Origin of the sequence: Corallococcus sp. Z5C101001 (assembly GCF_007352635.1) — a bacterium.
In the GTDB taxonomy this organism is placed as follows: domain Bacteria; phylum Myxococcota; class Myxococcia; order Myxococcales; family Myxococcaceae; genus Corallococcus; species Corallococcus silvisoli.
In genome coordinates this window covers 201,306-225,438 of record NZ_VKLU01000006.1, presented here as the reverse complement: position 1 = coordinate 225,438, position 24,133 = coordinate 201,306, and the positions used below count along the sequence as shown (strand labels likewise).

20 protein-coding genes are annotated in these 24,133 nt (G+C 71.5%); 11 read left to right on the top strand and 9 right to left on the bottom strand.

The genetic code is table 11. The annotated features are described in order from the left end of the window. Window positions 1-10: 10 nt before the first annotated feature. From FOF48_RS16020 to FOF48_RS16005, 4 genes are all read left to right on the top strand, one after another. The gene (locus FOF48_RS16020) at window positions 11-1,072 is read left to right on the top strand and encodes a mannose-1-phosphate guanylyltransferase (protein ID WP_143902533.1); all 1,062 of its coding nucleotides are present in this window, start codon (window positions 11-13) and stop codon (window positions 1,070-1,072) included. A gap of 215 nt (window positions 1,073-1,287) precedes the next feature. Beyond that, complete coding sequence (locus tag FOF48_RS37100) at window positions 1,288-4,047, top strand: serine/threonine protein kinase (protein ID WP_255442248.1); 2,760 nt, start codon at window positions 1,288-1,290, stop codon at window positions 4,045-4,047. 168 nt (window positions 4,048-4,215) lie between these two features. Then, window positions 4,216-5,586: a phosphomannomutase/phosphoglucomutase gene (locus tag FOF48_RS16010; protein ID WP_143902531.1), complete on the top strand. Its 1,371-nt coding sequence runs from the start codon at window positions 4,216-4,218 to the stop codon at window positions 5,584-5,586. Between the two features lie 50 nt (window positions 5,587-5,636). Further along, window positions 5,637-6,569 (top strand): ROK family protein, encoded by a 933-nt coding sequence (locus tag FOF48_RS16005; protein ID WP_143902529.1) that lies wholly within the window; start codon window positions 5,637-5,639, stop codon window positions 6,567-6,569. A 143-nt stretch (window positions 6,570-6,712) separates the two neighbouring features. Here the strand turns inward: FOF48_RS16005 and FOF48_RS16000 are convergent, their stop codons facing one another. Genes FOF48_RS16000 through FOF48_RS15990 form a run of 3 tightly spaced genes read right to left on the bottom strand, consistent with a single transcriptional unit; the run spans window position 6,713 to window position 10,346 of the window. After that, window positions 6,713-7,768 carry a YCF48-related protein gene (locus FOF48_RS16000; RefSeq protein ID WP_143902527.1) on the bottom strand — a complete coding sequence of 352 codons (1,056 nt, stop codon included), beginning with the start codon at window positions 7,766-7,768 and terminating at the stop codon, window positions 6,713-6,715. 19 nt (window positions 7,769-7,787) lie between these two features. After that, the gene (locus tag FOF48_RS15995; protein WP_143902525.1) at window positions 7,788-9,443 is read right to left on the bottom strand and encodes a DUF4135 domain-containing protein; all 1,656 of its coding nucleotides are present in this window, start codon (window positions 9,441-9,443) and stop codon (window positions 7,788-7,790) included. Between the two features lie 9 nt (window positions 9,444-9,452). After that, window positions 9,453-10,346 (bottom strand): DUF547 domain-containing protein, encoded by an 894-nt coding sequence (locus FOF48_RS15990; RefSeq protein WP_255442247.1) that lies wholly within the window; start codon window positions 10,344-10,346, stop codon window positions 9,453-9,455. Window positions 10,347-10,454: 108 nt separating this feature from the next. On the opposite strand from FOF48_RS15990, the gene FOF48_RS15985 reads away from it, so the two are divergent. Next, entirely contained in the window at window positions 10,455-11,489 is a 1,035-nt protein-coding gene (locus FOF48_RS15985; RefSeq protein WP_143902523.1) for a Rieske 2Fe-2S domain-containing protein, read from the top strand. A gap of 50 nt (window positions 11,490-11,539) precedes the next feature. On the opposite strand, the gene FOF48_RS15980 is transcribed toward FOF48_RS15985, so the two are convergent. Beyond that, window positions 11,540-11,749 (bottom strand): hypothetical protein, encoded by a 210-nt coding sequence (locus FOF48_RS15980; protein WP_143902521.1) that lies wholly within the window; start codon window positions 11,747-11,749, stop codon window positions 11,540-11,542. Window positions 11,750-11,893: 144 nt separating this feature from the next. After that, window positions 11,894-13,279 carry a TolC family protein gene (locus tag FOF48_RS15975; RefSeq protein ID WP_143902519.1) on the bottom strand — a complete coding sequence of 462 codons (1,386 nt, stop codon included), beginning with the start codon at window positions 13,277-13,279 and terminating at the stop codon, window positions 11,894-11,896. A gap of 202 nt (window positions 13,280-13,481) precedes the next feature. On the opposite strand from FOF48_RS15975, the gene FOF48_RS15970 reads away from it, so the two are divergent. After that, window positions 13,482-13,967, top strand: a complete 486-nt coding sequence (locus FOF48_RS15970) for a MarR family winged helix-turn-helix transcriptional regulator (protein WP_143902517.1) — start codon at window positions 13,482-13,484, stop codon at window positions 13,965-13,967. A 33-nt stretch (window positions 13,968-14,000) separates the two neighbouring features. On the opposite strand, the gene FOF48_RS15965 is transcribed toward FOF48_RS15970, so the two are convergent. The 4 genes from FOF48_RS15965 to FOF48_RS15950 all read right to left on the bottom strand — a co-directional run bounded on the left by FOF48_RS15965 (window position 14,001) and on the right by FOF48_RS15950 (window position 17,157). Then, entirely contained in the window at window positions 14,001-14,795 is a 795-nt protein-coding gene (locus FOF48_RS15965; protein ID WP_143902515.1) for an energy transducer TonB, read from the bottom strand. 13 nt (window positions 14,796-14,808) lie between these two features. Further along, window positions 14,809-15,246 carry a biopolymer transporter ExbD gene (locus tag FOF48_RS15960; protein ID WP_143902513.1) on the bottom strand — a complete coding sequence of 146 codons (438 nt, stop codon included), beginning with the start codon at window positions 15,244-15,246 and terminating at the stop codon, window positions 14,809-14,811. A gap of 3 nt (window positions 15,247-15,249) precedes the next feature. Beyond that, entirely contained in the window at window positions 15,250-15,942 is a 693-nt protein-coding gene (locus tag FOF48_RS15955) for a MotA/TolQ/ExbB proton channel family protein (RefSeq protein WP_143902511.1), read from the bottom strand. Window positions 15,943-16,161: 219 nt separating this feature from the next. Next, window positions 16,162-17,157: an aldo/keto reductase family protein gene (locus tag FOF48_RS15950; protein ID WP_143902509.1), complete on the bottom strand. Its 996-nt coding sequence runs from the start codon at window positions 17,155-17,157 to the stop codon at window positions 16,162-16,164. Between the two features lie 156 nt (window positions 17,158-17,313). On the opposite strand from FOF48_RS15950, the gene FOF48_RS15945 reads away from it, so the two are divergent. From FOF48_RS15945 to FOF48_RS15925, 5 genes are read left to right on the top strand one after another with little or no spacing between them, the layout of a single operon-like run. Beyond that, complete coding sequence (locus FOF48_RS15945; protein ID WP_143902507.1) at window positions 17,314-18,846, top strand: hypothetical protein; 1,533 nt, start codon at window positions 17,314-17,316, stop codon at window positions 18,844-18,846. A gap of 19 nt (window positions 18,847-18,865) precedes the next feature. Next, window positions 18,866-19,864 carry a MoxR family ATPase gene (locus FOF48_RS15940; protein ID WP_143902505.1) on the top strand — a complete coding sequence of 333 codons (999 nt, stop codon included), beginning with the start codon at window positions 18,866-18,868 and terminating at the stop codon, window positions 19,862-19,864. Further along, window positions 19,857-21,632, top strand: a complete 1,776-nt coding sequence (locus FOF48_RS15935; RefSeq protein ID WP_255442245.1) for a hypothetical protein — start codon at window positions 19,857-19,859, stop codon at window positions 21,630-21,632. The genes FOF48_RS15940 and FOF48_RS15935 overlap by 8 nt, the downstream gene beginning before the upstream one ends. Continuing rightward, window positions 21,629-22,612 (top strand): ABC transporter ATP-binding protein, encoded by a 984-nt coding sequence (locus tag FOF48_RS15930; RefSeq protein ID WP_143902502.1) that lies wholly within the window; start codon window positions 21,629-21,631, stop codon window positions 22,610-22,612. Before FOF48_RS15935 ends, FOF48_RS15930 begins: the two co-directional genes overlap by 4 nt. Further along, window positions 22,609-24,126, top strand: a complete 1,518-nt coding sequence (locus tag FOF48_RS15925) for an ABC transporter permease (protein ID WP_143902500.1) — start codon at window positions 22,609-22,611, stop codon at window positions 24,124-24,126. Before FOF48_RS15930 ends, FOF48_RS15925 begins: the two co-directional genes overlap by 4 nt. The last annotated feature ends 7 nt before the right edge of the window (window positions 24,127-24,133 follow it).

The following is a 24,133-nucleotide window of genomic DNA, read 5'->3' as shown; positions in this document are numbered from 1 at the left end:
GCACCCGCATATGGCCCTCTACCCCGTCATCATGGCCGGAGGCTCCGGCACCCGCTTCTGGCCGCTGTCACGCCAGGCCCGTCCGAAGCAGTTCCTCCCGCTGGCCTCCAAGCAGCCGCTGCTCACCGACACCGCCCAGCGCCTCAGGGGGCTGGCGCCGGTGAAGAACACCTTCATCGTGTGCGGCCCCGTGCACGCGAAGACGGCCGCGAAGCTGGTGAAGGGCCTGCCCAAGGGCAACCTGCTGGTGGAGCCGGTGGCGCGCAACACCGCGCCCGCCATCGCGCTCGCGGCGCTCCAGGTGGCCGCGCGCGACCCCCAGGGCGTGCTCGCGGTGCTGCCGTCGGACCACCACGTCGCGGACGTGAAGGGCTTCCAGCGCACGCTCGCGGAGGCGGCGCGCATCGCGGAAGGGGGCCACATCGTCACGCTGGGCATCAAGCCCGCGCGTCCGGAGACGGGCTACGGCTACATCCAGGTCGGCGACGCGCTGGAGGGCGGCGGCCGCCGCGTGAAGGCGTTCAAGGAGAAGCCCGACCTGCAGACGGCGCAGGCCTACGTGGCCGGCGGCGACTACCTGTGGAACGGCGGCATCTTCGTCTTCCGCGCGGACGTGATGCTGGCGGCCTTCCAGAAGCACATGCCGGAGATGCGCAAGGGCCTGGAGGCGCTTCAGGGCGCCGTGGGCAAGCGCACCTTCCCGGCGGTGCTCAAGCGCGTGTTCCCCAAGCTGCCCTCCATCTCCATCGACTACGGCGTGATGGAGAAGGCGGAGAACATCGCGGTGCTGGACGGCGACTTCGGCTGGTCCGACGTGGGCTCCTTCGCCGCCATCCCGGAAGTGCGCCCCGCGGATGCGCAGGGCAACGTCGTCTCCGGCGACGCGGTGCTCGTGGACTGCACGAACTGCGTGGTGCTCGCGGACAAGCGCACGCTGTCCGTGGTGGGCATGCACGACGTGGTGGTGGTGGACTCCGGTGACGCCGTGCTCGTCGTCCCCAAGGACAAGAGCCAGGACGTCCGGAAGGTCGTCGAAGCGCTCAAGGCGAAGAAGCGCAAGAAGCTGCTGTAGGCCCCGAGGCGACTCCGCCGCCTGTCTCCTCCCCACACCTTTCTTCCTGGGGCTTCCTGTCATTTCTACAGGGAGCCCCGGTTCGTTTTGCGGGGTTCGATGGCACTTTGGGACGTTGGAGTGTCGCCGGGTGGACGGAGGTGGCCCCCGGGCATGGGGCGCGGAGGTTGCAAGCCCACCCCGGGTCCGCCCCATTCCCGGGGCGTCAGGCGGGGATGGCGATGGGCTGCAAGCGCTGCGTGGGAGAGCACCGGAACGGGGAGGCCTGCCCCGTCGCACCGCCACCGGTCCCGGGGGATTCGCTGGAGGGGCAGCGGCACGGGCCGTTGCTGCTGAAGCGCCGGTGGGAGGTGGGGGCGGTGGCGTCGGTGTACCTGGCGGAGTACGTGCCCACGGGGCACCGCTTCGCGGTGAAGGTGCTGCATGCGCATCTGGCGGCGCGGCCGGCGGTGCGCTCGCGGTTCATCGCGGAGGCGCTGGCCCAGCGCTCCGTGGTGCACCGCCACGTGGCGCGCGTGCTGGATGTGCGCCCGGGGCCGATGGGCCTGCCGTGCGTGTTGATGGAGGCGCCGGAGGGGGAGCCGCTGAGCGCGATGCCCCTGCCGTTGTCGCCGGTGGAGGTGGGGGAGGTGTTGGATCAGGCGCTCGCGGGGCTGGAGGCGGCGCACTCGCGGGGGGTGGTGCATGGGGACCTCACGCTGGATGCGCTGGTCGTCGCGCGCGACGCGAAGGGTGCGCGGCACGTACGGGTGCGCGACTTCGGCGCGGGTGCGGTGCGGGACGCGGCGCTGTCGCCCGAGGAGCGCGCGCAGGGCGTGATGGTGGGCTCGCCTACGTTCATGGCGCCCGAGCAGTGCGCGGGGACGCGTGGAGGTCCGCGCGCGGATGTGCATGCGTTGGGCGTGGCGGGGTATCTGCTGGTGACGGGGCGGCTGCCGTTCGGGTTGGGGCGGTCCGCGGACGTGGCGCTGTTCCCGCCGCATGCCATCAACGCGAGCGTGCCGCCCGCGCTGTCCACCGTGCTGCTGCGCGCGATGGCCGCGCGTCCAGAGGAGCGCTTCGACAGTGCCTGGGCTTTCCGTGTCGCGCTCGCGCAGTCACTGGGCCTGAGCGCGCCCGTGCGGAACGCAGCGGCTGATGCGCGTGAGGACGTTTCCGAGGAGTTCGTGACACAGCAGGGAGCGGAGTCGAGCGGTGCTTCGACAGAGGCCGTCGCGAGCGGAGAGAAGCCGCTCGGTGCTTCGACAGAGGCCGCTACGCGCGAAGTGAAGTCGCACGGCGCTGCGACAGAGGCTGCTACGCGCGAAGTGAAGTCGCACGGCGCTGCGACAGAGGCCGCTACGCGCGAAGTGAAGTCGCGCCACGCTTCGGCGGAGGCCTTCGCGAGCGGAATGAAGTCTCAGGGCGTGGCAGGCGATGATGTCGTCGCGAACTGGGCGGCCCAGCGAGGCACTTCGACCGGCGCCGTCACGCGCTCCGTGATGGAGCGCGACGCGGCGGAGGACTTCGAGATCGTGGAGGACGTTCCCGAATGGGGCGGGGTCGCCACGTCCATGGAGGACGCGGCACTGCGCGCGGCGGACATCGCGCACTCCGATACCCGCGCCGGTGAGGTGGCCATGCGCGCGGAGGTGGCCGCGTTCTGGGCCTCGGCCGTGGCACTGCTGGAGCCCACCGAACCCGAGCCGCCTTCAGCCATTCACACCTCGCCCGTCGCCGCGGAGGCCGATTCCTCGGGCTCCACCGCTTCCGGCGCCATGCCCGGCCCTCACCCGGCTCCTGCTCCGGGGGCTCCCATCCTCCTGGTCCATCCAGCCATGAGCACCGCCCCCATCGAGGCGGCTTCGGACACGAACACCGCACGGTCCCGTGCCCCCATCCTGTTGGTGGATCCGGCTTCGCCCCTGTCCGTCACGCCGATGCCCGCGGTGAGCCCCACGTCCACGCTGGGCGCCGCCGCCATCCCTTTCATGACCCTGGCCCCCTCGCTGGACGCCGCGCCCATTCCGCTCGTGAACCGGGTGCTCGACGCGGCCTCCACGCCCCTGCCGCTGACGGACGCCGTGGCTCCCTTGGAGGCCTCCGCGCCCCGCACGGATGCGCTCGCGGACCTGCGCGTACGCCTGGGCCTGACACCGGGCGAAGGCCTCCAGCCTGTCTCCGTGAGCGACGTCGCCCCCGAGGGCCTCTTCGCGGAATGCCAGGGCGCGCTGCCCCCGCTCGCCGCGCGCCTGACCGTGGAGGTGTCCTTCCGGGGCGACACGGTCCTGGGCTCCTGCGACGTCGTCCGCCACGTCACCTTCGACGAGGCGCGCACCTGGAACGTGCCCGCGGGCGTCTTCGTCCACTTCTCCGACGAGTCCCCCGCCCTGGGCCGGCTCCTCTCTCGCGCGCTCATCGAGGACGCGGAGCCCGCCCCCGACGCGGAGCTCGCCCGCCTGCTGTCCCGCGCGGAGGCCGTCGCCCGGGACCCCTACGCCCTGCTGGGCGCGAAGCCCGGCGCGGACTTCGGGGACATCCACCACCGCGCCCAGGCCGCCCTGCGACGCCTGGTCGCCTTCCAGCTCCGCCCGCTGCCCACGGCGCAGTGGCAGGCGCTTGAAGCCCTCCGCGTCCGCGTGCTGGCCGCGCAGCGCATGCTCGGCGAGCCGCTGTCCCGCGTCGGCCATGACGCCACCCGGGGCAACCTGGCGGGGCTCGCCCGGTGCGTCGCCGCCGGGGTCCCCGAACCCACCCTGGAGGCCCTGCGCAGCGCCTTCCTCGCGGCCCGGCCGGAGGTCGAATCGAAGGCCCGTGCCCTGTTCACCCAGGGACATGCGTTGGAGGTCCAACGGGCCATCCCGGCCGCGCTGGAGCGGTACGCGGAGGCCCTCAAGCTGGACCCGCTGAACACGTCGTGGCTGAAGCACTACCAGGCCCTGTTGCGGCAGGTGCCAGGGGAGGCGGGGGCCCGGATGGGAGGGGGCATGGCCTGATGGGGGCCATTACCCACTCCCGGGGGTAGTTCCCCACTCCCGGGTGGCCTGTGCGTTCAACAGTCGGCCGGGCGCGTTCGGGTGTGTGCAGCCCCCGGGCCCGCTCGTGTAGTGTCCGGCCCCTTCCGCTACGCCCTCCCGGTTCCAGACGAGGGTGGGGACACTGCCATGAACGCGCACATCTTCCGCGAGTACGACATCCGAGGCCTGGTGGACAAGGACCTCACCATCGAGGTGGTGGAGCTCCTGGGCCTGGGCCTGGGCACCATGATCCGCCGCAAGGGCGGCACCTCCATCGCGGTGGGCCGCGACTGCCGCGAGTCCTCCACGCGCTTCCGTGACGCGCTCGCCAAGGGCCTCACCACCACCGGCCTGGACGTCTACGACGTGGGCGTGGTGCCGACGCCGCTCACGTACTTCGCGGCGAACACGCTGCCCGTGGACGGCCTGGCGATGATCACCGGCAGCCACAACCCGCCGGAGTACAACGGCTTCAAGATTGGCGCGGGCAAGACGACCTTCCACGGCCACGAGATCCAGGAGCTGCGCCGCATCATCGAGGCCAAGGACTTCGCCACCGCGAACAAGCCCGGCCAGGTGACGCCCTACGACATCGTCACGCCCTACAACCACTTCATCCGCCAGACGGTGAAGGTGGGCCGCAAGGGCATGAAGATCGTCATCGACGCGGGCAACGGCACCGGCGGCGAGATCGCCGTGCCGCTGTTCCGGAGCATGGGCTTCGACGTGGTGCCCCTGTTCTGTGAGATGGACGCGAACTTCCCCAACCACCACCCGGACCCCACGGTGGTGGAGAACCTCCAGGACCTCATCGCCGCGGTGAAGCGCGAGAAGGCGGAGGTGGGCATCGCCTACGACGGCGACAGCGACCGCATCGGCGTCATCGACGACCAGGGCAACGTGCTCTGGGGCGACCAGCTGATGGTGCTCTTCAGCCGCTACGTGCTGAAGGAGTCCCCGGGCGCGGCCATCGTCGGCGAGGTGAAGTGCAGCTACACGATGTACGACGACATCGCGAAGCACGGCGGCAAGCCGGTGATGTGGAAGGCGGGCCACTCCCTCATCAAGGCGAAGATGAAGGAAGAGCACGCGGAGCTGGCCGGCGAGATGAGCGGCCACATCTTCTTCAAGCACCGCTACTTCGGCTTCGACGACGCGGTGTACGCGTCCGCGCGCCTGCTGGAGATCCTCACCCACGAGAAGCAGTCCATGTCGCAGCTGCTCTCGGACGTGCCGAAGACCTTCGCCAGCCCCGAGCTGCGCTTCGATACGAAGGAGGAGAAGAAGTTCGCGATGGTGAAGCGCGCCACGGAGATCCTCCGGGACGCGGGCCACAAGGTCGTGGACGTGGACGGCGTGCGCGTGACGTTCCCGGACGGCTGGGGCCTCATCCGCGCGTCGAACACGCAGCCCATCCTGGTGCTGCGCTACGAGGCCAGCACCGAGCCGCGCCTGAAGGAGATCCAGGCGCTCATCGAGAGCACCGTCGCCCGGGCGCAGAAGGAAGTCGGCGCCTAGGAAGCCGACGCTTCACGCGCAGCACACGCACGCAACGGAGGGAGCTGGCCATGCCGACGCTGGGAATCGACCTGGGTGGGACGTTCGTCCGCGCCGCGGTGGTGGATGAAAAGGGCGTGATCCTCGCGAACGCCAAGATCGCGTTGCCAGACCGCAAGCCGGCCGGGGTGGTGGAGACCATCGCCCAGGCGGCGGATGCCGCGGTGAAGAAGGCGGGCGTGAAGGTGGACGGCTGCGGCGTGGGCGCCGCCGGGCAGATCCACAAGGACAGCGGCGTCGTGTCCGTGGCGCCGAACCTGGGCTGGCGCGACGTGCCCCTGGCCGACCTGCTGACGAAGCGGCTGGGCTTCCCCGTGAAGGTGGTGAACGACCTGGCCGCGGCCGCGTGGGGCGAGCTGCACGCGGGCGGAGGGCGTGGGGCGCAGGACATGCTGGTGGTGTTCGTGGGCTCCGGCGTGGGCAGCGCCATCATCGCGGACGGCCGGCTGGTGAACGGTGGCGGCGGCGTGGCGGGCGAGCTGGGTCACATCAAGGTGATCCCCGGCGGCCGGCTGTGCGGCTGCGGTGAGCACGGCTGCCTGGAGGCGTACGCGGGCGGTCACAACCTCATCGCCCAGACGCGCGAGCTGATGGCGACGGGCAGCTCTCGCATCCTGGAGAAGCTGACCAGCGATGATGCGGACTCCATCACTCCGTTGACGCTGGAGACGGCGGCGGAGGCGGGCGACGCGAAGGCGAAGGAGATCCACGACCGGGCGGCCCACTTCCTGGGGCTCTCCATCGCCAACCAGGTGACGATGCTCAACCCGGCGCGGCTGCTCCTGGGCGGCGGTGTGCTGACACACTGTCCGGGCATCCGCCGGCAAGTGCTGGACGGCATCCAGCAGTGGTCGTCGCGGACGTCGCGCGAGGGGCTGCTCATCGCCGACGCGGAGCTGGGCGACGACAGCGGCATCATCGGCGCGGCGCTGCTGGTGGCGTGACGCGGGTGCCACCGGCGTAAGGGGATGCGTCCTCCGCGCGAGAGGCGTGCCTCGCGCATGGCCGCCCCGCCCCGGAGCCCCGAGGCGGAGCCCCTTCATCGCGAGCGGTCCGCCTGTCCCCAGCCGAGGCGTCCGGGGAGGACCTACGGCTGCTTCGGGGCCGGAGCCGCGGCGACGAGCTTCGCGATGCGGCCCTCCTCGCCCACCGCCCAGGCCGTGTCCCGAGTCCGGGGCGGCGTGGACACGGCATGGAAGCCGGTGGTGTCCAGCGGCTCCCAGCTCCTTCCCGCGTCCTTCGACACATCCGAACCCGTGGGGCCCACCGCCAGGAGCCACATCCTCCGCTCACGCGTGAGCGGGGCCACGCAGGAGCGATAGCCGTGGGGCGGGTTGCCCGCGGGTGCGCTCCACTTCTTCTTCCCCGCGTCCAGCGTGAGGGCCACGTTGCCGGTGGCCACCTCCGGCTGCTTGTAGTTGCCGCCCACCGCGATGCCCGCGGACGGGCTCCAGAAGTACAGCGAGAAGACGCCCGCGCCCTCGCCGGAGGCCATGGGCGTCGTCGCGACGCTCCAGTCGCGGCCCCGGTTCGCGGAGTGGAACACCCTCGCCGCCGAGCCCCCCAGTCCGAACCAGACGTCGGACGTGCCGTGCACGGCGATGCTCGTGCCGCTGGCGGCGAAGCCCGCCTCGCCCGCGAGCGCGGCCGGCCGGACTCCCGACGGCGCCGGCTTCCACGTCGCGCCGCCGTCCTCCGTGGTGATGACGACGAGCTGTCCCTCCACCGGGTCGCTGAACGCGATGCCGTGCTGTTCGTCCCAGAAGGCCATCGCGTTGAAGAACGCGCCCGGCAGGGCGTTGGTGAACTGGAGCGTCCAGTGCTCGCCCCCGTCCGTCGTCTTGTAGATGCGCGACTGGTCACCCGCGCCGATGGACAGCAGGTACGCGGTGCGCTCGCTGAAGGCATCCACGTCACGGAAGTCGAGCCCCTCCGCGCCCGGCACGGTGGCCGCCTTCCACGTCTTCCCTCCGTCCGTGGTGCGCACGAAGGTGCCCTTGTCGCCGCTGGCCCAGGCCACGCGCGCATCCACCGCGCTGACGCCGCGCAGCCGCACCGTCGTCCCGCTCGTCTGTGGCTCCCACTTCACGTCCGCGCTCCCCAGGGCCAGCCCCAAGGCCAGCCACACACCCGCCGTCGTCATGTCCCGCGTCCCTCCCGCTTCAGGTCAACACGCCACATTGCAGCTTGTTCTCCAGGTCGGCCTTCAAGCTCGCCTTGAGGTTCGCGACGCCCTGGGGCGTGCTCAAGCGGTTCATCGCGTTCCAGACCTCCGTCAGGTGCGCCACGGCCACGCCGCCCGCGGTCGCGGTGCCGTAGGTGACGCCGAGCGTCCCCGTCGGGTCGTAGAGCACCTGACGGCTGTGCGGCTGGAACAGGGCGCCGGGCACCGCGTTGTACTTGCCGCCGTACCACCGCAGCCAGTCGTCGAAGGCGAGGTGGGGCGCCTGGGCATCCGTCTCCAGGTTCCCGACGAGGTACCGCTTCACGCCGTTGACGTGCAGGCTGCACATGTCCGACGTGTTGAGGATGACCCGCGCGACGGGCTTGACCGCGTACATGAGGCCAATCCACTTGTGCACGCGCGCGAGGCGCAGCGAGATGCGATCCACCATCTCCCGGATGCCGTGCAGGAGGACGTTCGGGTACGTGGCCCCGCCTACCCAGGCCCCCTGCGCCCCTGACTTGAAGCCCGCGTTGATCTCCGTGGGGTCGTAGGGCCCGGAGATCTTCGAGACCTCCCAGGCGCCCCGGTAGATCTCCGCGGAGAAGACGCCGCCCACGTTGCTGTACTGCTGCGGGTGGATGTCCAGGACCCGGTGCAGCGACGAGTGGTCGAGCGTCCCCACGCCCTGTCCCGGATAGGAGAACCCCATCTCCGCGTCGATGAGGAAGGGCCCGTCCGCGGTGGCCATCACGTTCTCCTCATGGAGGTCCGTGATGCCGAAGAGGCCCGCCACCGTGATGAGCCGCCCCAGCTTCCGGAAGTAGGGCCCCTGGTCGTTGACGGCGATGATGTTCGCCTTGGCGACCATCTGCATGTAGCCGTACTCGCCCTGCCGGTGCGGCATCGCGACGATGCGGATCGCCGGCAGCTCCGGGTCCAGGGCCGTGAAGAGGCTGTCGGTGTGGGGGAAGAGCGCGGGGTAGTGCCCGTGGCAGACCTGGAACGAGGTCGGGTCGCCCATCAGCAGCAGCTGGAACGTCAGGTCCGAAGGCTTGTAGACGGTCCGCCGTCCGTCGGAGAAGCGCAGCAGCACCACGCGGTGCCCGGTGCGGTGCGGGTCGCTGCCGGTGACGGTCAGCCCGTTCAGCGTGCCCGTGATGCCGAACGCGCGGTTCAGCAGGCTCCGGTCCCGCTGGACGCGGGCGAGCAGGTCCGACCCGAACTGCACGTGGCCCGCCACCACGCGTTTGATCAACGCCCAGACGCGGTCCGTCACCGTCTCCGCGAGCGTCGTCACGGTGCCCAGCAGCCCGCGCGCGATGCTCCAGGCCGCGCTCCGGCCCCGGCCGGAGCGGACGTTGTCGACGATGCCCCACTCGCCGCGCCCGGACTGGATGGCCGCGCACAGGCAGGGGCCGTACAGGTCCACCGCCGCCCGCATGAGGAAGTTCGAACCCAGGAGCACCGGCAGCAGGCTGCCCGTCCCCTGGATGCCGCAGCTCGCCTCCAGGTCCCCCACCAACATTTGGAGCGCTTCCTTGACGAACGGCTTCGCCACGTTCGGGGTGGGCGTGGCGCCTCCGGAGATCATCGACGTCAGCAGGAACTGCGAGGCGTCATTCAGCGCGGTGGTGATCTGGGCGTCGTACATGAAGGGAGCTCAGGGGCGTCGAGGAGTCGATGCGTCGGGGAGCGAGGTGTCCTCGGGCATGAAGGCGGTGGGGCAGGCGTCCAGCTTGGAGCCGCAGGCGCGGTCCAGGTCGCCTCGCGTGTCGCAGCCCGGGCGCTCCTCGCAGCTGTCCGGCAGGAAGGCCCACACGAACTGGAGCACGTTGCCGCCCCGGCCCTCCGGCAGGGCCGCGAGGAAGTCCTGCCGCCGGGTCTCGAACAGCCGGGCCAGGTGCACGGTCTTGTCCACCAGCCGCACGTGGCGCGCATCCTCCATGTAGCGGCGGCTGGCGTCGTTGAGCTGCGCGTCCAGGAAGTCCGGCTGGTACGGCGCACCATCCAACCGGGGCCCGCCGCGCGTCCCCCGGAAGAGGGCGAAGTGCACGCGCGGGTCGGCGTACTCGCCAAACAGGATGCGCTGTTCAATCGCCCACGGCGTCAGGAGCTCGCCGCCCACCGGCCACGCATGGCCCCAGTAGAAGCGGCCGAACCACTGCGCCTCCGCGCCCTCCGGGTAGCGCTCCACCAGCTGCTGGAGCACCAGCGCGTTGTACGCGTTGATCCAGTACGCCAGCCCGTCCTCGGGCAAGGGGAACAGGTCCGGCCGGTTGTGCGGCGACACCGCCGCCAGCGCCGCGATGAACCGCTCCAGCGCCGCGCGCTCGCTCCGAAGGCCCTCGAAGTCCAGGTCCCCGCTGGGACGCACGTTGTGGCTCAGGGTTCGCGCGTAGTCGTCGGAGACGAAGGGCCCGTCCGCCGCGGGCACCGGCGCCGGAAGTGCGCCCCGCACGTACAACACCGCTCCGGTGACGAGCGTCACCAGCAGGGCGAGGGCCACCCCGGCGAACCAGCGCGCGCGGTGTCGGGAGGGGACGGGAGCATTCACGGCCGGGCAGTCTATTCCACCCGCGACGTCTCCCACCGGCGTCGACCCGTTCGAGCCCGAGCAGACCCACCGGGGTCAGCGGCGACAGGCCGCTATACTGCCGCGCTCATGGAGCCTACCCCCGACGTCGTCCGGCACTTCCATCCGGTGCTCCCCTCCCGTCAGCTCCGCCGCCAGCCCGTCCGAGTGGAACTGGCGGGTCACGCCTACGCGCTCTTCCGGGATGCCAGCGGCCGGGCCGCGGCCCTGGCGGACGCGTGTCCCCACCGCTTCGCGCCGCTGTCGCGCGGCACGGTGACGAAGGAGGGGCAGCTCCAGTGCCCGTACCATGGCTGGCGCTTCGACGCGCGGGGGCAGGGCTTCAACCCCAGCCAGCCGGAGCTGCGCCACTGCGACGCGAAGAGCTTCCAGGTGGTGGAGCGCCACGGCTACCTCTGGCTCGCGAACGTGGAGACGCCCGTGTCCGCGATGCCCACGCTCGCGGACGACAGCTACGTCTTCGGTGGCACCTTCTCCACGCTGTTCCAGGCGCCGCTGCACGTGGCGCTCGACAACTTCAGCGAGGACGAGCACACGCCCTTCGTCCACACCCGGCTGGGGTGGGGCGGCGAGCAGACGGGGGCGGTGGAGTTCGACGCGCACAACCACGACGACCGCACGGAGGTGCACTACCGGGCCCCGCAGCGGCCCGCGCCCGTCATGCGCCTGCTCGGGGTGGGCCGTGGGGACGTCTTCCACAACGACTGGGTGACGCGGTTCGACCCGGTGCGCAGCGCCTACACCATCCGCTGGACGACGCCTGACGGCAGGCCGCGCCCCTTCATCACGCAGGCGCACATCTTCTTCGTGCCGGAGACGGCGCGCACCACGCGCCTGCACGTCTTCTCCTTCCTGCGCACGGAGGTGTCCGCGCTCAGGCCCTTCCTCCCGGTGGCGGCGAAGGCCGCGCTGGGCCTCACCTGGTGGGAGGTGCGCGACGACGCGCGCTTCATCTCCACCGTGGCGGACACGCCCTACAGCCACAAGGGCATGCGGCTGGACAAGTTCGACAAGCCGCTGGTGCACCAGCGCAAGCTCATGGAGCGCATCTACTACGCGCACGAGCCGGAGCTGCGCCGCGTCCACGATGCCACGGGCACCTAGCCTGGGGTGCGCCGGGGCATCGCGAGGACCGGGCTCGGCCGCGCGGGCCGTCAGTGCATCGGCGCGGGCTCCTCTCGGATGGGCACCGACTCCCCGGCCTGCGCTTCGAAGGCGTTGCAGCCGCTGTCGCCGGAGACGACGAGCGCGAACTTCTTGAGCTCGGATTGGTTGCAGCCCTGCACCGCTTCGTCGCTCGGCTCGTCGCTGTTGCCGGCGAAGAAGCGACAGTTCTTGCAGTTGCCCCAGGATGCATCCGCCATGATTCCCTCCTCGTGGAAGCGGGTCCTGAGAGGAGGGTGGGGCCTGCGGCGGGCCCCTACAACGCGCGACCTGCTTCCCGCCCGGGAGGGCAGGGGACCCGGCGCCCCCGCGAGGGACGCCGGGAATTTCCCTTCACCCCGGTGCTACTGCTGGGGCGCGGGCTGCTGCGGGGCCGGCTGCTCCTGCGCCGGCTGCTCCTGCGGCATCGCGCCGGCGCCGGGCTTCTCTCCCAGGGCGGCGGCGTCCTTGCGCACCGAACCGGACTCGAAGGAGCCCAGCGAGTTGAGCAGGCGCAGCGCGGCCAGGGACGCCTGGAGGCGCTCGGACACGAAGCCCACCTCCGCGTTGGTGAGCGCGGTGTTGGAGTCCGCGACCTCCAGGTAGGTGGCGACGCCCGCCTTGAAGCTCACGTCGGTGAGGCGGCTGGACTCGCGCGCCAGGCTCAGGGCCTCCTCGGCCTTGGAGCGGTTGGCCAGCGCGTTCTCCAGGTCCAGCTTGGAGCGCCGCACCTCTTCCTTCACGCGGGCCTGGGCCAGCGCCTGGGTGACGGTGGCTTCGCGCACGCGCGACGACGCCTCGGAGAGGTTGGCCTCACGCAGGCCGCCGTCGAACAGCGTCCAGCTGGCGCCGAAGGTGATGGCCCACGTCTCGTTCTGCCCGGTGAAGCCCGCCGCGTTCGCGATGCGGTAGGCGCCCGTGACGCCCAGCGTGGGCAGGTAGCTCAGGATGACGCCCGTCTTGTTGATGCGGCTGAGCTTCAGCCCGACCTCGGAGGCCTGCACATCCGAGCGATCCTGCAGCGCCTGGTTCACCAGCGCCTCCGGCGACGCCTGCGCCGGCACCTGCGGCTCCGGCGGCGCGGCCAGCTCGAACTCCGGCTCGCGCTGGATGAGCGTGCCCAGCGCCAGCTTCAGGCCCGCGAGCGCGTTCTTCGCGCGCACCAGGTCCTGCTCCGCGCGCGAGCGGTCCAGCTGCGCGCGCAAGAGCGCCACGCGCGTCACCGTGCCCGCGTCGAACCGGGCCTGGGTGTCCTTCTCCCGCGCCTGGTTCAGCTCCAGCAGCCGCTCCTGGGCGCGCAGCGCTTCCTGCTGCGCCGCGGCGCCGTAGTACGCCTGCGCCACGCCGAAGAGCACCTGCCGGCGCGCCGTCTGCGTGTTGAGCTCCGCCAGCTTCACCGACTTGTACGACGCCGCGATGCCCGCCCACAGCTGGGGCGCGATGATGGCCTGCCGCACCTCCGCCTGCGCGCCCTGCTGGATGAGCGGCTGGATGGTGATGTCCACCGGCGCGATGACTCCCGCCGGGATGATGGCCGCCACGTTGTTGCGCGTGATGGACGCGCCCACGCTGATGTTCGGCAGGTAGCCCGACCATGCCTTGCGCGTCGCGAGCGATGCCTGCTCGAAGCGCTCCTGGGCGATCTTCAAATCGAGGTTCTGCTGGCGGGCGGACTCCAGTGCCTCATCCAGCGTCAGTACAGGCGCCGCGGCCAGGGAGGCCGACAGGGACAGCGCCAGAAGGGTACTCATACCGCGTCCTCCTCACCGGCTCGCGGGAGCGCGCGCCGGACCCGTCCAATGGACGACTGCTGCGATGCGTCCTCTACCCGACCCCGGAGTCCCTTGAAAGTACTCCGCACTGCCGGATGTTGGAATATGCGGAATGTAGTACCAGTCAATGGTTGATGGTGTCAATTGTTTATGTAGGTCCGGTGAATTAACATGAAGAACCATGAACGGATTCAGCGACGGTCCTAGCGAGCAGGTGGTGCGTCGGCCGGTGGCGGACGGCGGTGAGGGCGACGGAGGCGGGCTTCCCCAGCAGGCGTGGACGCTCCTGTTCGAGCTCTTGCACACCCACATGCGCAACTTCCCGGCCCTGGCGGCGGAGTTCGACCTGTCGCCGGTGCAGGCGCACGTGCTGAGGCAGCTGGGCGAGGGGGCGCTCGCGATGAGCACGCTCGCCAACTACCTGTCGTGCGACGCGTCCAACGTGACGGGGCTGGTGGACCGGCTGGAGGCGCGCGGCCTGGTGGAGCGCAAGAGCAGCGAGCAGGACCGGCGGGTGAAGATGCTGGTGCTGACGGAGGCGGGCGCGGAGGTGCGCGGCCGGCTGATGGCGCGGCTGAGCGCGCCGCCGCCGCTCATCGCGGCGATGTCGGACGAGGACCTGACGGCGCTGCGCGACATCATGCGCCGCGCGCTCAAGACGCAGTAGCACGCGGGCGCCCGTGCCTCGGGCGCCGCGGGGTCAATCCAGCAGGAACGTGTACGAGTACTTCATCTCCGTGGCCACCGCCTCGCCGCCCTTGATGGCAGGCTTGAAGCGGAAGCGGCGGATGGCGTCGCGCGCGGCCTCGTTGAGTCCGTAGCCGGGTCCGGAGAGGACCTTCACGTTGCTCACCTTGCCGTCCGCGTCGATGGTGATGGACAGCGTGACGGTGCCCTCGATGCCCGCGCGGCGCGCCTCGTCCGGATAGGGGATCTTCACCTCGGACGCGACGGTGGGCTCGGAGTCCACCTGGTAGACGGGCACGTACTTCGGCGCGGAGTAGCCCTTCACGTCCTGGGGGTCCTTCGCGGTGCCGTTGGCCTTGCCGTAGGCCGTGTTGCCCACGGGCGCGGCGAAGGAGCCCGCGCTGGTGGTGGACGACATGGTCATGCCCACGACGAGCGGCGGGGGCTTGGCGGACGGCTCCGGCGGCGGCGTGTTGTTGGGCGGCGGCGGCGCCTCCGACGGGGGCGGGGGCTTGGGTGCCTCCGCGACCTTCACGGGCGGCGGCTTCACCGGCTTCACCTTCGGGGGCGGGGGAGGCTTGGGCTCCTCCTTCTTCTCCTCCGGAGGCGGCGGGGGCGGCGGCTTCTGCACGTCCACCATGACCAGCTCCACCGGGCGCTGGACGGCCGCGTGCTGACGGCCCTCCATGGTGGAGAGGAAGCCGAAGCCCACGCCGTGCAGCGCGAGCGACACGAAGAGGAACAGGAGCACGAACCGCGTGGAGCGGTCGCGCTGGGGAAGGGAGGGGTCGAGGACCGCCGGGTTCATCACGCGGGCCTCGTCAGGGCGTGGCGGGCGCGGCCCGGGCGGGGGCCGCGTCCTTCTCGATGTTGAGGGCGAACTTCGCGATGCCCTGGCCCTTCACCACGTCGATGAGGCGCATCACGCGGCCGTAGGCGAGCGTCTGGTCCGCGCTGATGATGGCGCGCGTGTCCTTGTCCTTGGCGACGGCCTCCACCACGCGGCGGGACAGGTCCGCCTCCGTGACCTCCGCGCCGTCGAAGTAGAGCTTGCCCTCCTTGTCGAGGACGACGTTGACCAGCCCCTGCACCGTCTCTCCGCCGTTGGCGGCGCGGGGCAGGTCCACCTCCACCGTCTCGCGGACGATGAAGTTGGCGGTGACCATGAAGATGATGAGCAGCACCAGCACCACGTCCACCAGGGGGGTGACGTTGATGCCGGAGATTTCCTCGTCGCCGTCGTTCGCGCCGCCGGCCATGGGCTAGTTGCTCCCCGCCGCGCCCGGCTTGCGCGCCTTCATGGCGCCCACGAGCGCGTGGCCCAGGGACGTGGTGCGGCTGGTGAGCGTCTTCAGCTGGCGGTTGAAGATGTTGAAGGCGACGACGGCGGGGATGGCCACCGCGAGGCCCACGGCGGTGGCGACGAGCGCCTCGGAGATGCCGGCCATCACGGTCTGCTGGATGGCGCCGCCCTTGGCGTTGAGCGCGCCCAGGTCGTTGAAGGCCTTGATGATGCCCAGCACCGTGCCGAACAGGCCGATGAACGGGGCGTTGTTGCCCAGGGTGCCCAGCACGGAGAGGAAGCGCTCGTACTGGGGGCGCTCGCGGGCGACGGTGGACGCGATGACCTGCTCCACGGTGTCGGGGCCCTGGTGCGCGGAGGCCAGGGCCTCGCGGATGACGGCGGCCTCCATGCCCTTCTGGTTCTTCACCTCGCTGGCCACGGCGTCGAACTCGCCGCGCGCCAGCCGCACCGCCAGCGCCTCCGAGTTGGGCAGCCGGTGGCGCGAGAAGTAGACGGCGCGCTCCAGCATCACCGCGATGGAGAAGATGGACAGCGACACCAGCAGCCAGAGCACCCACTCGGCGCTGCCCAGCGTCACCCCGAGCAGCTTGCTGCTCAACCAGCCGATTTCGGGTTGGGCCGCCTGGGCCAGGAGGAAGGAGGACGTCATGTGGGAGATGCCCGGTTCAAGAGTGGGACCGCGTAACGCGCGGGGCACTCTCTTGTTCCCGCCGACTCAAAAGTCAAATGGAACAGGCGGAGTTCACGGCTGCGTGGCGGTCCAGTGGACGGGCGTGGCGGGCGGAGGGCGCGGATGTCGGATGGCGGGCACCGGCCGGGACGGGCGGGCATGGGAGGGCCCGTCCCGGGAGGGCCGCCGGGGATGCGCTCAGGGCCGGCGGCTGGGGCTGGTGGTCTGCGCGGGGTCTCGCTCCACGACGGGGTCGAGGATGGCGTCGATGCGGCGCAGGAGGGCCGCGTCGAGCTTCACGCCGGAGGCCTTCACGTTGTCCAGCACCTGCTCCGGCCGGGTGGCGCCGATGATGGCGGAGGCGACGCTCTTGTTCTGGAGCACCCACGCGACGGAGAGCTGCGCGAGGGACAGTCCGGCCTCCTGGGCCAGGGGCTTGAGCTGCTGGACGCGGGTGAGCACGTCGTCGGTCATGAAGCTGGTCATGAACATCGCGCCCTGCTGGGTGGCGGCGCGGGTGTTCGCGGGCGGGGGCTGGCCGGGGAGGTACTTGCCGGTGAGGACGCCCTTGGCGAGCGGGGACCAGACAATCTGGCCCAGGCCCTCCGCGTCGGACGTGGGGATGACCTTGGACTCGATGACCCGCCAGAGCATGGAGTACTGGGGCTGGTTGGAGATGAAGGGCACGCGCAGCTCGCGGGCGAGCTGCGCGCCGGCGGCAATCTGCTCGGCGGTCCATTCGGAGACGCCGATGTAGAGGGCCTTGCCCTGGCGGACGATGTCCGCGAAGGCGAGCATGGTTTCTTCCAGGGGCGTCTCCGCGTCGAAGCGGTGGGCCTGGTAGAGGTCCACGTAGTCCGTCTGGAGGCGGCGCAGCGAGCCGTGGATGGACTCGATGATGTGCTTGCGCGACAGGCCGCGGTCGTTCTGGCCGGGGCCGGTGGGCCAGTAGACCTTGGTGAAGAGCTCATAGCCTTCGCGGCGCTGGCCCTTGAGGGCGCGGCCGAGCACGGCCTCCGCCTTGGTGCCGGCGTAGACGTCGGCGGTGTCGAAGGTGGTGATGCCCGTGTCGAGCGCGGCCTTCACGCACGCGACCGCGGCGTCCTCTTCCACCTGGGAACCGTGCGTGAGCCAGTTGCCAAAGGAGATCTCACTGACCTTCAGGCCGCTGCGACCAAGGAATCGGAAGTTCATGGGGCGGGCAGACTAACCGCCGGGTCCCGGGCTTCGCACGGTTTCGCGGCTTCTTGGCTTCTGGAGTCAGGCGGACGACCGTCCACGGCGGCATTCGACCGTTCCCGCGCGTCGCTTGTGAACGGTGGGCCGGGTATCCGACACTGGCTTTCACGCATGGCCGCCAGTGACGAACGCCGCTTCCAGTCCCTCGTGCTCGCGCCCATCCGGCGCGTGCGGCGGCGCCTCAACGCCGTGGCCTGGACCGGCGCGGGCCTCGCCCCCGTGTGGGCCACCGCCACCGCCTGCGTGCTGTCCCGGCTGCTCCTTCGCGGCGCCGCCGTCTGGGCCGTTCCGCCGCTCGTCGGCGCGGGCCTCGCGTGGTGGTTCGTGCGCGCCCGCTCCCGCGGTGTTTCGCTGGAGTACGCGGCGGTGCTCGCGGACCGCTCCGCCAACGCCGGGGGCCTGCTGCTCACGCGCCTGGAGCGCCCCGTCGGTGAGTGGGAGCTGAGCCTCAACCAGTTCGCCCAGCAGGTGAAGCCTCCGGACGTGCCGTGGCGCAGGCCCGTGGGCGCCTTGCTGGGCGCGCTCGTGTTCCTCGCCATCGGGTTCCTCGTTCCCTTGCCGGCCCCTCGCGCCTCGAACATCAACGCCGCCGCCGCGACCCAGGTCGCCGCCGTGCAGGCCCAGGCCGAAGCCCTGGCCCGCGAGGAGCCCCTGGGCCCCGACGTCGAGGAGGAGCTGCGCCGCCTGTCCGACGAGGTCGCCCAGGGCCGGTTCGACTCCGCGGACTGGGAGGCAGCGGATGCCCTGGAGCAGCGGCTCGCCGAGCGCGCCTCCGCCGCCGCCGCCGAGCTCAACCGCGCCTCCGAGGCCGCCGCCGCACTGGAGGATGCCCTCAACGCCTCGGGCAGCGCCGAGGCCGCCACCCGCGAGCGCGAATCCCTGGAGCAGGCCCTCATGGCCCTGGATGCGCGCGCCAGCGGGAACACCGACCCCACGTCCCCCGCTCCCGGAGAGGAGACCCAGGCGGCACGGCAGGGGTCGCAGGGCCAGGGCGCGGGTGAACAGGACGGCGAGCAGCAGGGCTCGCGGCAGGCTCAAGGCGACGCGTCCCGCGATGCCCAGGCTCGCGCTTCCGCCCAGGCCCGGGCCTCCGGTTCGCCGGATCAGATCGCCGACCTGCGCCGCACGCTGGAACGTCGTCAGCAGTCGCTGGCCCAGCGCTTCGGCCAGGAAAACACCGCGCCGCGGAACCGCGCGGCCCAGGCGAGACGTCCCACCGGGCGGCAACAGTCCGGGCAGGGCCAGGGACAGAAGGGCCAGGGACAAGGCCCGGGGCAGGGCGAAGGACAGGAGGGCGACGGCGAGGGGCAGCAGGAGGGCAGCCAGCATGCGAGCCACGGCGTGAAGCAGGGCAACGGCGCGGGCGTGGCTCGGGGTGGAGAGAGCCAGCCGCTGGTCTTTGGCGGTGAGGCGGAGATGGATCCGGACCGGCTCGCCTTCCAGCCGCTGCCGGAGGGACACGGGGGCGAAGCAGAGGAGCTGTGGGGCCTTCGCGCCGCGGATCCGCGGGCCCGCACGGGTCCGGCGGGCGCCGCGGGGGCGAAGGGCACGGGCGCGAAGGGCGATGCGACGGCGGGACCGACCTCCGGTCCGCTGCTGCCTCGCAACCGCGACCTGGTGAAGCGGTACTTCGGTGGTCCGTAGTCCAGAAGGGGGAAACGACGTGGCAGCGGAGCTTTTGAGTCCCGCCGAAGCACAGGGCGCGGCGGACGTAGCCTCCCGGCTCAAGGCCGGGCTCAATCAGGTGATGCTCGACCAGGAAGGCGTCGTCGAGCAGGTCGTCACGGCGGTGCTTGCCCGGGGCCATGTGCTCCTGGAGGGCCTGCCCGGCCTGGGCAAGACGGAGCTGTGCAAGGCCCTGGCGCGGCTCTTGTCGCTGCCCTTCCGCCGCATCCAGTTCACCCCCGACCTGCTGCCCGGCGACATCACCGGCACCTACGTGCTGGAGGGCGAGGCGCGCCGCGACTTCGTCTTCCGCGAGGGCCCCCTCTTCGCGAGCCTCGTCCTCGCGGACGAGATCAACCGCTCCAGCCCGAAGACGCAGTCCGCGCTGCTGGAGGCCATGCAGGAGCGCTCGGTGACGGTGCTAGGCCAGACCCGGCCCCTGCCGGATCCGTTCTTCGTGCTCGCCACCCAGAACCCCATCGAGCTGGAGGGCACCTATCCGCTGCCCGAAGCGCAGCTCGACCGCTTCCTCTTCCGCATCCTGGTGCCGCCCGTGGGCTCCAAGACGCTGCGCACCCTGCTCACCACGCGCGTGCGCGGCACCCCACCCGCGCTGGAGCCGGTGCTGGACGCGGAGGGACTGTCGCGCCTCTTCACCGCCGTGGACCGCGTGCACCTGCCCGGCCCGGTGGCGGACTTCATCGGCCGGCTGGTGGAGGCGTCCGACCCGCGCCAGCCCTCCGCCCCCGAACCCGTGCGCCGCTTCGTGCGCTTCGGCGCGAGCCCCCGCGCGGCGCTGGCCCTGGCCGCCGCGGGCCGCGCGCGCGCGCTGCTCGGCGGCCGGCCCAACGTGGGCTTCGACGACGTGGTGGCCGCCGCGCCCGCGGCCCTCAACCACCGCCTGGTGCTGGCGTACGAAGCCTCGCTGGAGAAGGTGTCCGCGCCGGACGTGGTGCGCGAGCTGCTCAAGGCCACGCCCGAGGTGCCCCGTGGCTAGGCGGGTGTCGCTGGCGGCGCTCCTCGGCGTCCTGCTCTGGACCGGTCTCCCGGGCGTCCCCGGAGGGACGGAGGCGTTCGCCACCCGGATGGCCGCCACCAAGGCCGCGGCGGCGACGGCGGTGGAGCCTGCGTCCGAGCCCTCCGGTTCCGGCTATCGCGAGGTGGTGGAGACGCCCGAGACCTTCCCCGACGAGGGGGACCTCAGGGCCACCCTGCGCGCCGCCACGTTGATGCCGAACCGGGGCTACACCCCCATCCAGGTGACGGTGAACAACGTCGGCGGACAGCCGCGACCGGTGCGTCTGTCCATCCACTCGCCGCACGGGCGCGTCACGGAGCGCTCGTTGCAGCTGGGGCCTCGCGAGCGGGTCGTCACCTGGCTCCTGATGCCCGCGGACCTCCAGACAGGACAGCTGGTGATGGAGTCGCCAGAGCTGCCCTCCGCCTCCCATGGCTTCTACCTGGATGGCTACCGGGGCGAGCGGGTGATGGTCCTGGGGGACGTGAAGGCATTCGAGAAGGCGACCGGGCTGGCCCGCGTGGAGCAGAGCGAGGAGCCGCTGGTCGCCACCCGCTTCGTGGAGCCGCGGACCGCGCCGCGCGAGCTGGCGGCGTACAGCGGCTACGAAGCGGTCATGGTGGCGGCGCCACCGGATCAGGTGCCCGATGACGTCTGGGCGGTGCTGGAGACCTTCGCGGTGAGCGGCGGAAAGCTGGTGCTCGGCCAGCCCCCCAACAATCCGCGCCTGCACTTCCCGTTGCTCAAGGACGCCCAGGCGGAGCTGTCACTCTATGGCTTCGGCTCCGTGCGCCAGTTTCGCGGCTGCCGGACGGAGTCCCAGGGCTGCGGCATGTCCCTCTGGGAGGACGCGGCGCGGTCGCCCGTCATGGTGGCCCCCGCGGGCCCGCCTCCCCGGTGGGAGCGCAACGACCTGCTGCGCGATGGACAGGTGCCGCTGCTCGCGAGCGCGCGCGCGCCCGTGGGCCGCTTCCTGCTGCTCATCTTCCTCTTCACGCTCGCGGTGGGGCCCGGGGGGCTGATGCTCGCTCGCCGCAAGGGGCCGCTCGCGGTGCTCATCGCCGTGCCCACGCTGGCGGCCCTCACCTGCCTGGGGCTGGTGGCGTGGTCGGTGCTGGTGGACGGCTTCGCCGTGCACGCCGCGCGCTACAGCCTCACGCTGCTGGACCGGGAGCGCTCGCGCGCGGTGACGGTGGGCCTCAATGCCTGGTACGCCAACCTCGCCGAGGAGAGCGTGCGCATGCCCGCCTCCAGCGTGCTGTTGGCCCCGCAGGACCCGGAGGACCCGCCGCGCTCCGTGGACTGGACCCAAGGCATGGTCCTGAGGAACAGCTTCCTGCCTTCGCGCACCTACCGCGAGTGGGGAGAGATCGCCGTGCTCCCGTCTCGCGCGCGGCTGACGGCGCGCAAGGGTGAGGGCGGCGTCCAGGTGCAGAACGCGCTCGGGGCTCCGCTCCAGGGCGGCACGCTGAAGCTGGATGGACAGCTCTGGGTCCTCCCCGAGCTCGCGGAGGGCGCGGAGGGGCAGGCCGTGCCGCACGTCACGGATGACGAGGCCGTAGGGCTCGTGGACGAGGCGCGCAAGCGCTTCCCAGGCTCGGTGGCGACGATGGAAGCGGAGCTGGACGAGGGCGCCTTCCTGGCTCGGCTGGGCGGACGCGGCTTCACGCCCACGGCGGCGCTGGACGTGGCGTTGGAGGACGCGGTGCACCTGGTGCGCGGTCAGGTCGAGGAGGCGCGGCGATGAGCCTGTTGGAGGTGAGGGGGCTGCGGCGGGACTACGGGGCGCTGCGCGCGGTGGACGACGTGTCGTTCACGCTGGAGGCCGGGAGCATCCTGGGCTTCATCGGGCCCAACGGCGCGGGCAAGAGCACCACGCTGCGCATCCTGGCCACGCTGGATGTGCCCACCGCGGGCACGGTGCTGCTGGACGGCACGTCGCTGGTGGACGCGCCGGACCGGGCCCGGCCGCTCTTGGGCTACATGCCGGACCGCTACGGCACCTATGACGATGTCACCGTGAGGGAGTTCCTGGACTTCTTCGCGCGCGCGTATGGGCTGAAGGGCGCGCAGCGGAGGCAGCGGGTGGACTCGGTGATGGAGTTCACCGGCCTGGGACCGCTCTCGGAGAAGCTCACCACGGAGCTGTCCAAGGGCATGCGCCAGCGCGTGGCCCTGGGGCGCACGCTCCTGCACGACCCTCGGCTGCTGTTGCTGGACGAGCCGGCGGACGGCCTGGATCCGCGCGCGCGCATCGAGCTGCGGGAGCTGCTGCGCGCGCTGGCGGACCAGGGCAAGGCGGTCATCATCTCCAGCCACATCCTCACGGAGCTGGCGGAGATCTGCGACAGCTGCGTCATCATCGAGCAGGGGCGCCTGCTGGCCCAGGGCAAGGTGGAGGACCTGCTGCGCCAGAGCGCGGGCCCGTCGCGCGCGATGGAGCTGACGGTGCGGCTGGCGGCGGGAGCGGAGGGCGAGGCGGTGTGGACGCGCGCGGAGCGGACGCTGCTGGAGCAGCCGCGCGTGAAGGAGGTGGCGCGCGAGGGCGGCGCGCTGCGCGTGCGGTTGGAGCTGGAGGTGGACACCGGGCCCGCGCAGGCGGAGGTCGCCGCGGCGGCGCTGCTCGCGGCGCTGGTGGCGCAGGGGCTGCCGGTGTGCGCGTTCAGCCCGCGCGAGCGCAACCTGGAGGATGCGTTCATGACGGTGACGAAGGGGAGGGTGGCGTGAGCACGCAAGCCAGTCCGGCGTCGGGCGCGACCGAGTCCGCCCCTGGGGTTCCCGCGGCGGCGTCCGACCGCTGGGAGAAGTGGGGCGACCGGCTCAACCCGCTGGTGGTGAAGGAGGTGCGGCAGGGGCTGCGCACGCGCGTCTTCTGGGTGAGCTTCGGGCTGCTGCTGTTGGCATGCCTGGTGCTGTCGCTCATCGCGTACGCGAACGTGCATGGCGCGGCGTACTCGCGAGAGGGACGCGCCTACTTCTTCTCCTTCTTCGTGTGCCTGGGGCTGGTGCACTTCGGCGTCATCCCGTTCAACGCGTACCGGTCGCTGGCGCGCGAGCGCGAGGACGAGACGTGGTCCCTGCTGCTGCTCACGGGGTTGGGGCCCCGGCGCATCCTGCGCGGAAAGGTGACGTCGTTCCTGGTGCAGGCGGCGCTGTACGCGTCGGCGGTGGGGCCGTTCCTGCTGTTCAGCTACTTCCTCAACGGCATCGACCTGCCCACCATCCTGATGGTGCTGCTGATGGGTGGGGCGTGGCTGGTGTTCCTCACGCTGGTGTCCGTGTGCGCGGCGACGCTGGCGGACAGCCGGATGGGGCGGGCCTTCGTGCGCTTCGCGCTGGTGGGCGCGCTGGTGGTGACGTTCTTCCAGTCGCTGACGTTCGCCTTCGTGGTGACGCAGGATCGCGGCAGCGGGTTCTCGTTCGACCGGGACTTCTTCCTGGGGCTGGGCGCGGCGTTCTGGCTCCTGCTGTCGGACGGGTGGCTGCTGTTCGAGGCGGCGGTGGCGCGGCTGTCTCTTGTGACGGAGGACTACACGCGCCATCCCCGTCGGGCGCTGGTGGTGCAGACGGTCCTGACGTTCGCGGGCATGGCGGCCGTGTGGTGGTACCTGGACCGGAAGAACGAGGTCCCGGGAGTGGTGGGCCTGTTCGGGGTGCTGCACCTCATCCTCACCGGGCTCTTCACGGCGACGGATGTGGACGGGCAGTCGCGGCCGCTGCGCGCGGGCACGCGGCCCTGGTCGTTGTTCAAGCCCGGGGCGGTGCGTGGCTTTCGACTGGCGGTGTTGCTGCTGATGGGCTGGGCGGCCGCGTGCGTGGCGCTGCTGTGGGTGTCGGAGAGCTCGACCGACAACGTGCGGATGGGCAGGGCGCTGGTGGCGCTGGCGCTCTACGGGGTGCTGTACCTGTCGGTGGCGTTGCTCCTGGGGCGGATGCCGCGCTCCGGGAGGTTCGCGTCGCCGGTGGCGGTCCGGTTGCTCTTCGTGATGGTGGGGGTGATGGGCTCGGGGTTGCCGCCGCTGCTGGCGGTGTTCCTGAACCTGGAAGGGGACGATGCGCTGCTCAACCTGCTCAACCCGGTGATGGGCACCTTCAACTTCGGCCGCCGCGACTGGAGCAGTCCAGATGGCTTCGTGCTGCCGCACTGGCTGCTGCTGTGCATGGGGCTGGTGGCGCTCCTGGCGGCGTTCGCCGCGGACCGGGTGCTGGTCGAACGCGAGCGCCGGGCCCACGCGCCGTGAGTGCCCG

What these genes read in the sequence shown, in the direction of transcription:
- FOF48_RS15950 (WP_143902509.1), bottom strand. Translation starts at nt 17,157, where the DNA reads ATGAACTTCCGATTCCTTGGTCGCAGCGGCCTGAAGGTCAGTGAGATC.
- FOF48_RS16005 (WP_143902529.1), top strand. Translation starts at nt 5,637, where the DNA reads ATGCCGACGCTGGGAATCGACCTGGGTGGGACGTTCGTCCGCGCCGCG.
- FOF48_RS15955 (WP_143902511.1), bottom strand. Translation starts at nt 15,942, where the DNA reads ATGACGTCCTCCTTCCTCCTGGCCCAGGCGGCCCAACCCGAAATCGGC.
- FOF48_RS15960 (WP_143902513.1), bottom strand. Translation starts at nt 15,246, where the DNA reads ATGGCCGGCGGCGCGAACGACGGCGACGAGGAAATCTCCGGCATCAAC.
- FOF48_RS15965 (WP_143902515.1), bottom strand. Translation starts at nt 14,795, where the DNA reads ATGAACCCGGCGGTCCTCGACCCCTCCCTTCCCCAGCGCGACCGCTCC.
- FOF48_RS16020 (WP_143902533.1), top strand. Translation starts at nt 11, where the DNA reads ATGGCCCTCTACCCCGTCATCATGGCCGGAGGCTCCGGCACCCGCTTC.
- FOF48_RS16010 (WP_143902531.1), top strand. Translation starts at nt 4,216, where the DNA reads ATGAACGCGCACATCTTCCGCGAGTACGACATCCGAGGCCTGGTGGAC.
- FOF48_RS15980 (WP_143902521.1), bottom strand. Translation starts at nt 11,749, where the DNA reads ATGGCGGATGCATCCTGGGGCAACTGCAAGAACTGTCGCTTCTTCGCC.
- FOF48_RS37100 (WP_255442248.1), top strand. Translation starts at nt 1,288, where the DNA reads ATGGCGATGGGCTGCAAGCGCTGCGTGGGAGAGCACCGGAACGGGGAG.
- FOF48_RS15970 (WP_143902517.1), top strand. Translation starts at nt 13,482, where the DNA reads ATGAACGGATTCAGCGACGGTCCTAGCGAGCAGGTGGTGCGTCGGCCG.
- FOF48_RS15945 (WP_143902507.1), top strand. Translation starts at nt 17,314, where the DNA reads ATGGCCGCCAGTGACGAACGCCGCTTCCAGTCCCTCGTGCTCGCGCCC.
- FOF48_RS15975 (WP_143902519.1), bottom strand. Translation starts at nt 13,279, where the DNA reads ATGAGTACCCTTCTGGCGCTGTCCCTGTCGGCCTCCCTGGCCGCGGCG.
- FOF48_RS16000 (WP_143902527.1), bottom strand. Translation starts at nt 7,768, where the DNA reads ATGACGACGGCGGGTGTGTGGCTGGCCTTGGGGCTGGCCCTGGGGAGC.
- FOF48_RS15930 (WP_143902502.1), top strand. Translation starts at nt 21,629, where the DNA reads ATGAGCCTGTTGGAGGTGAGGGGGCTGCGGCGGGACTACGGGGCGCTG.
- FOF48_RS15985 (WP_143902523.1), top strand. Translation starts at nt 10,455, where the DNA reads ATGGAGCCTACCCCCGACGTCGTCCGGCACTTCCATCCGGTGCTCCCC.
- FOF48_RS15995 (WP_143902525.1), bottom strand. Translation starts at nt 9,443, where the DNA reads ATGTACGACGCCCAGATCACCACCGCGCTGAATGACGCCTCGCAGTTC.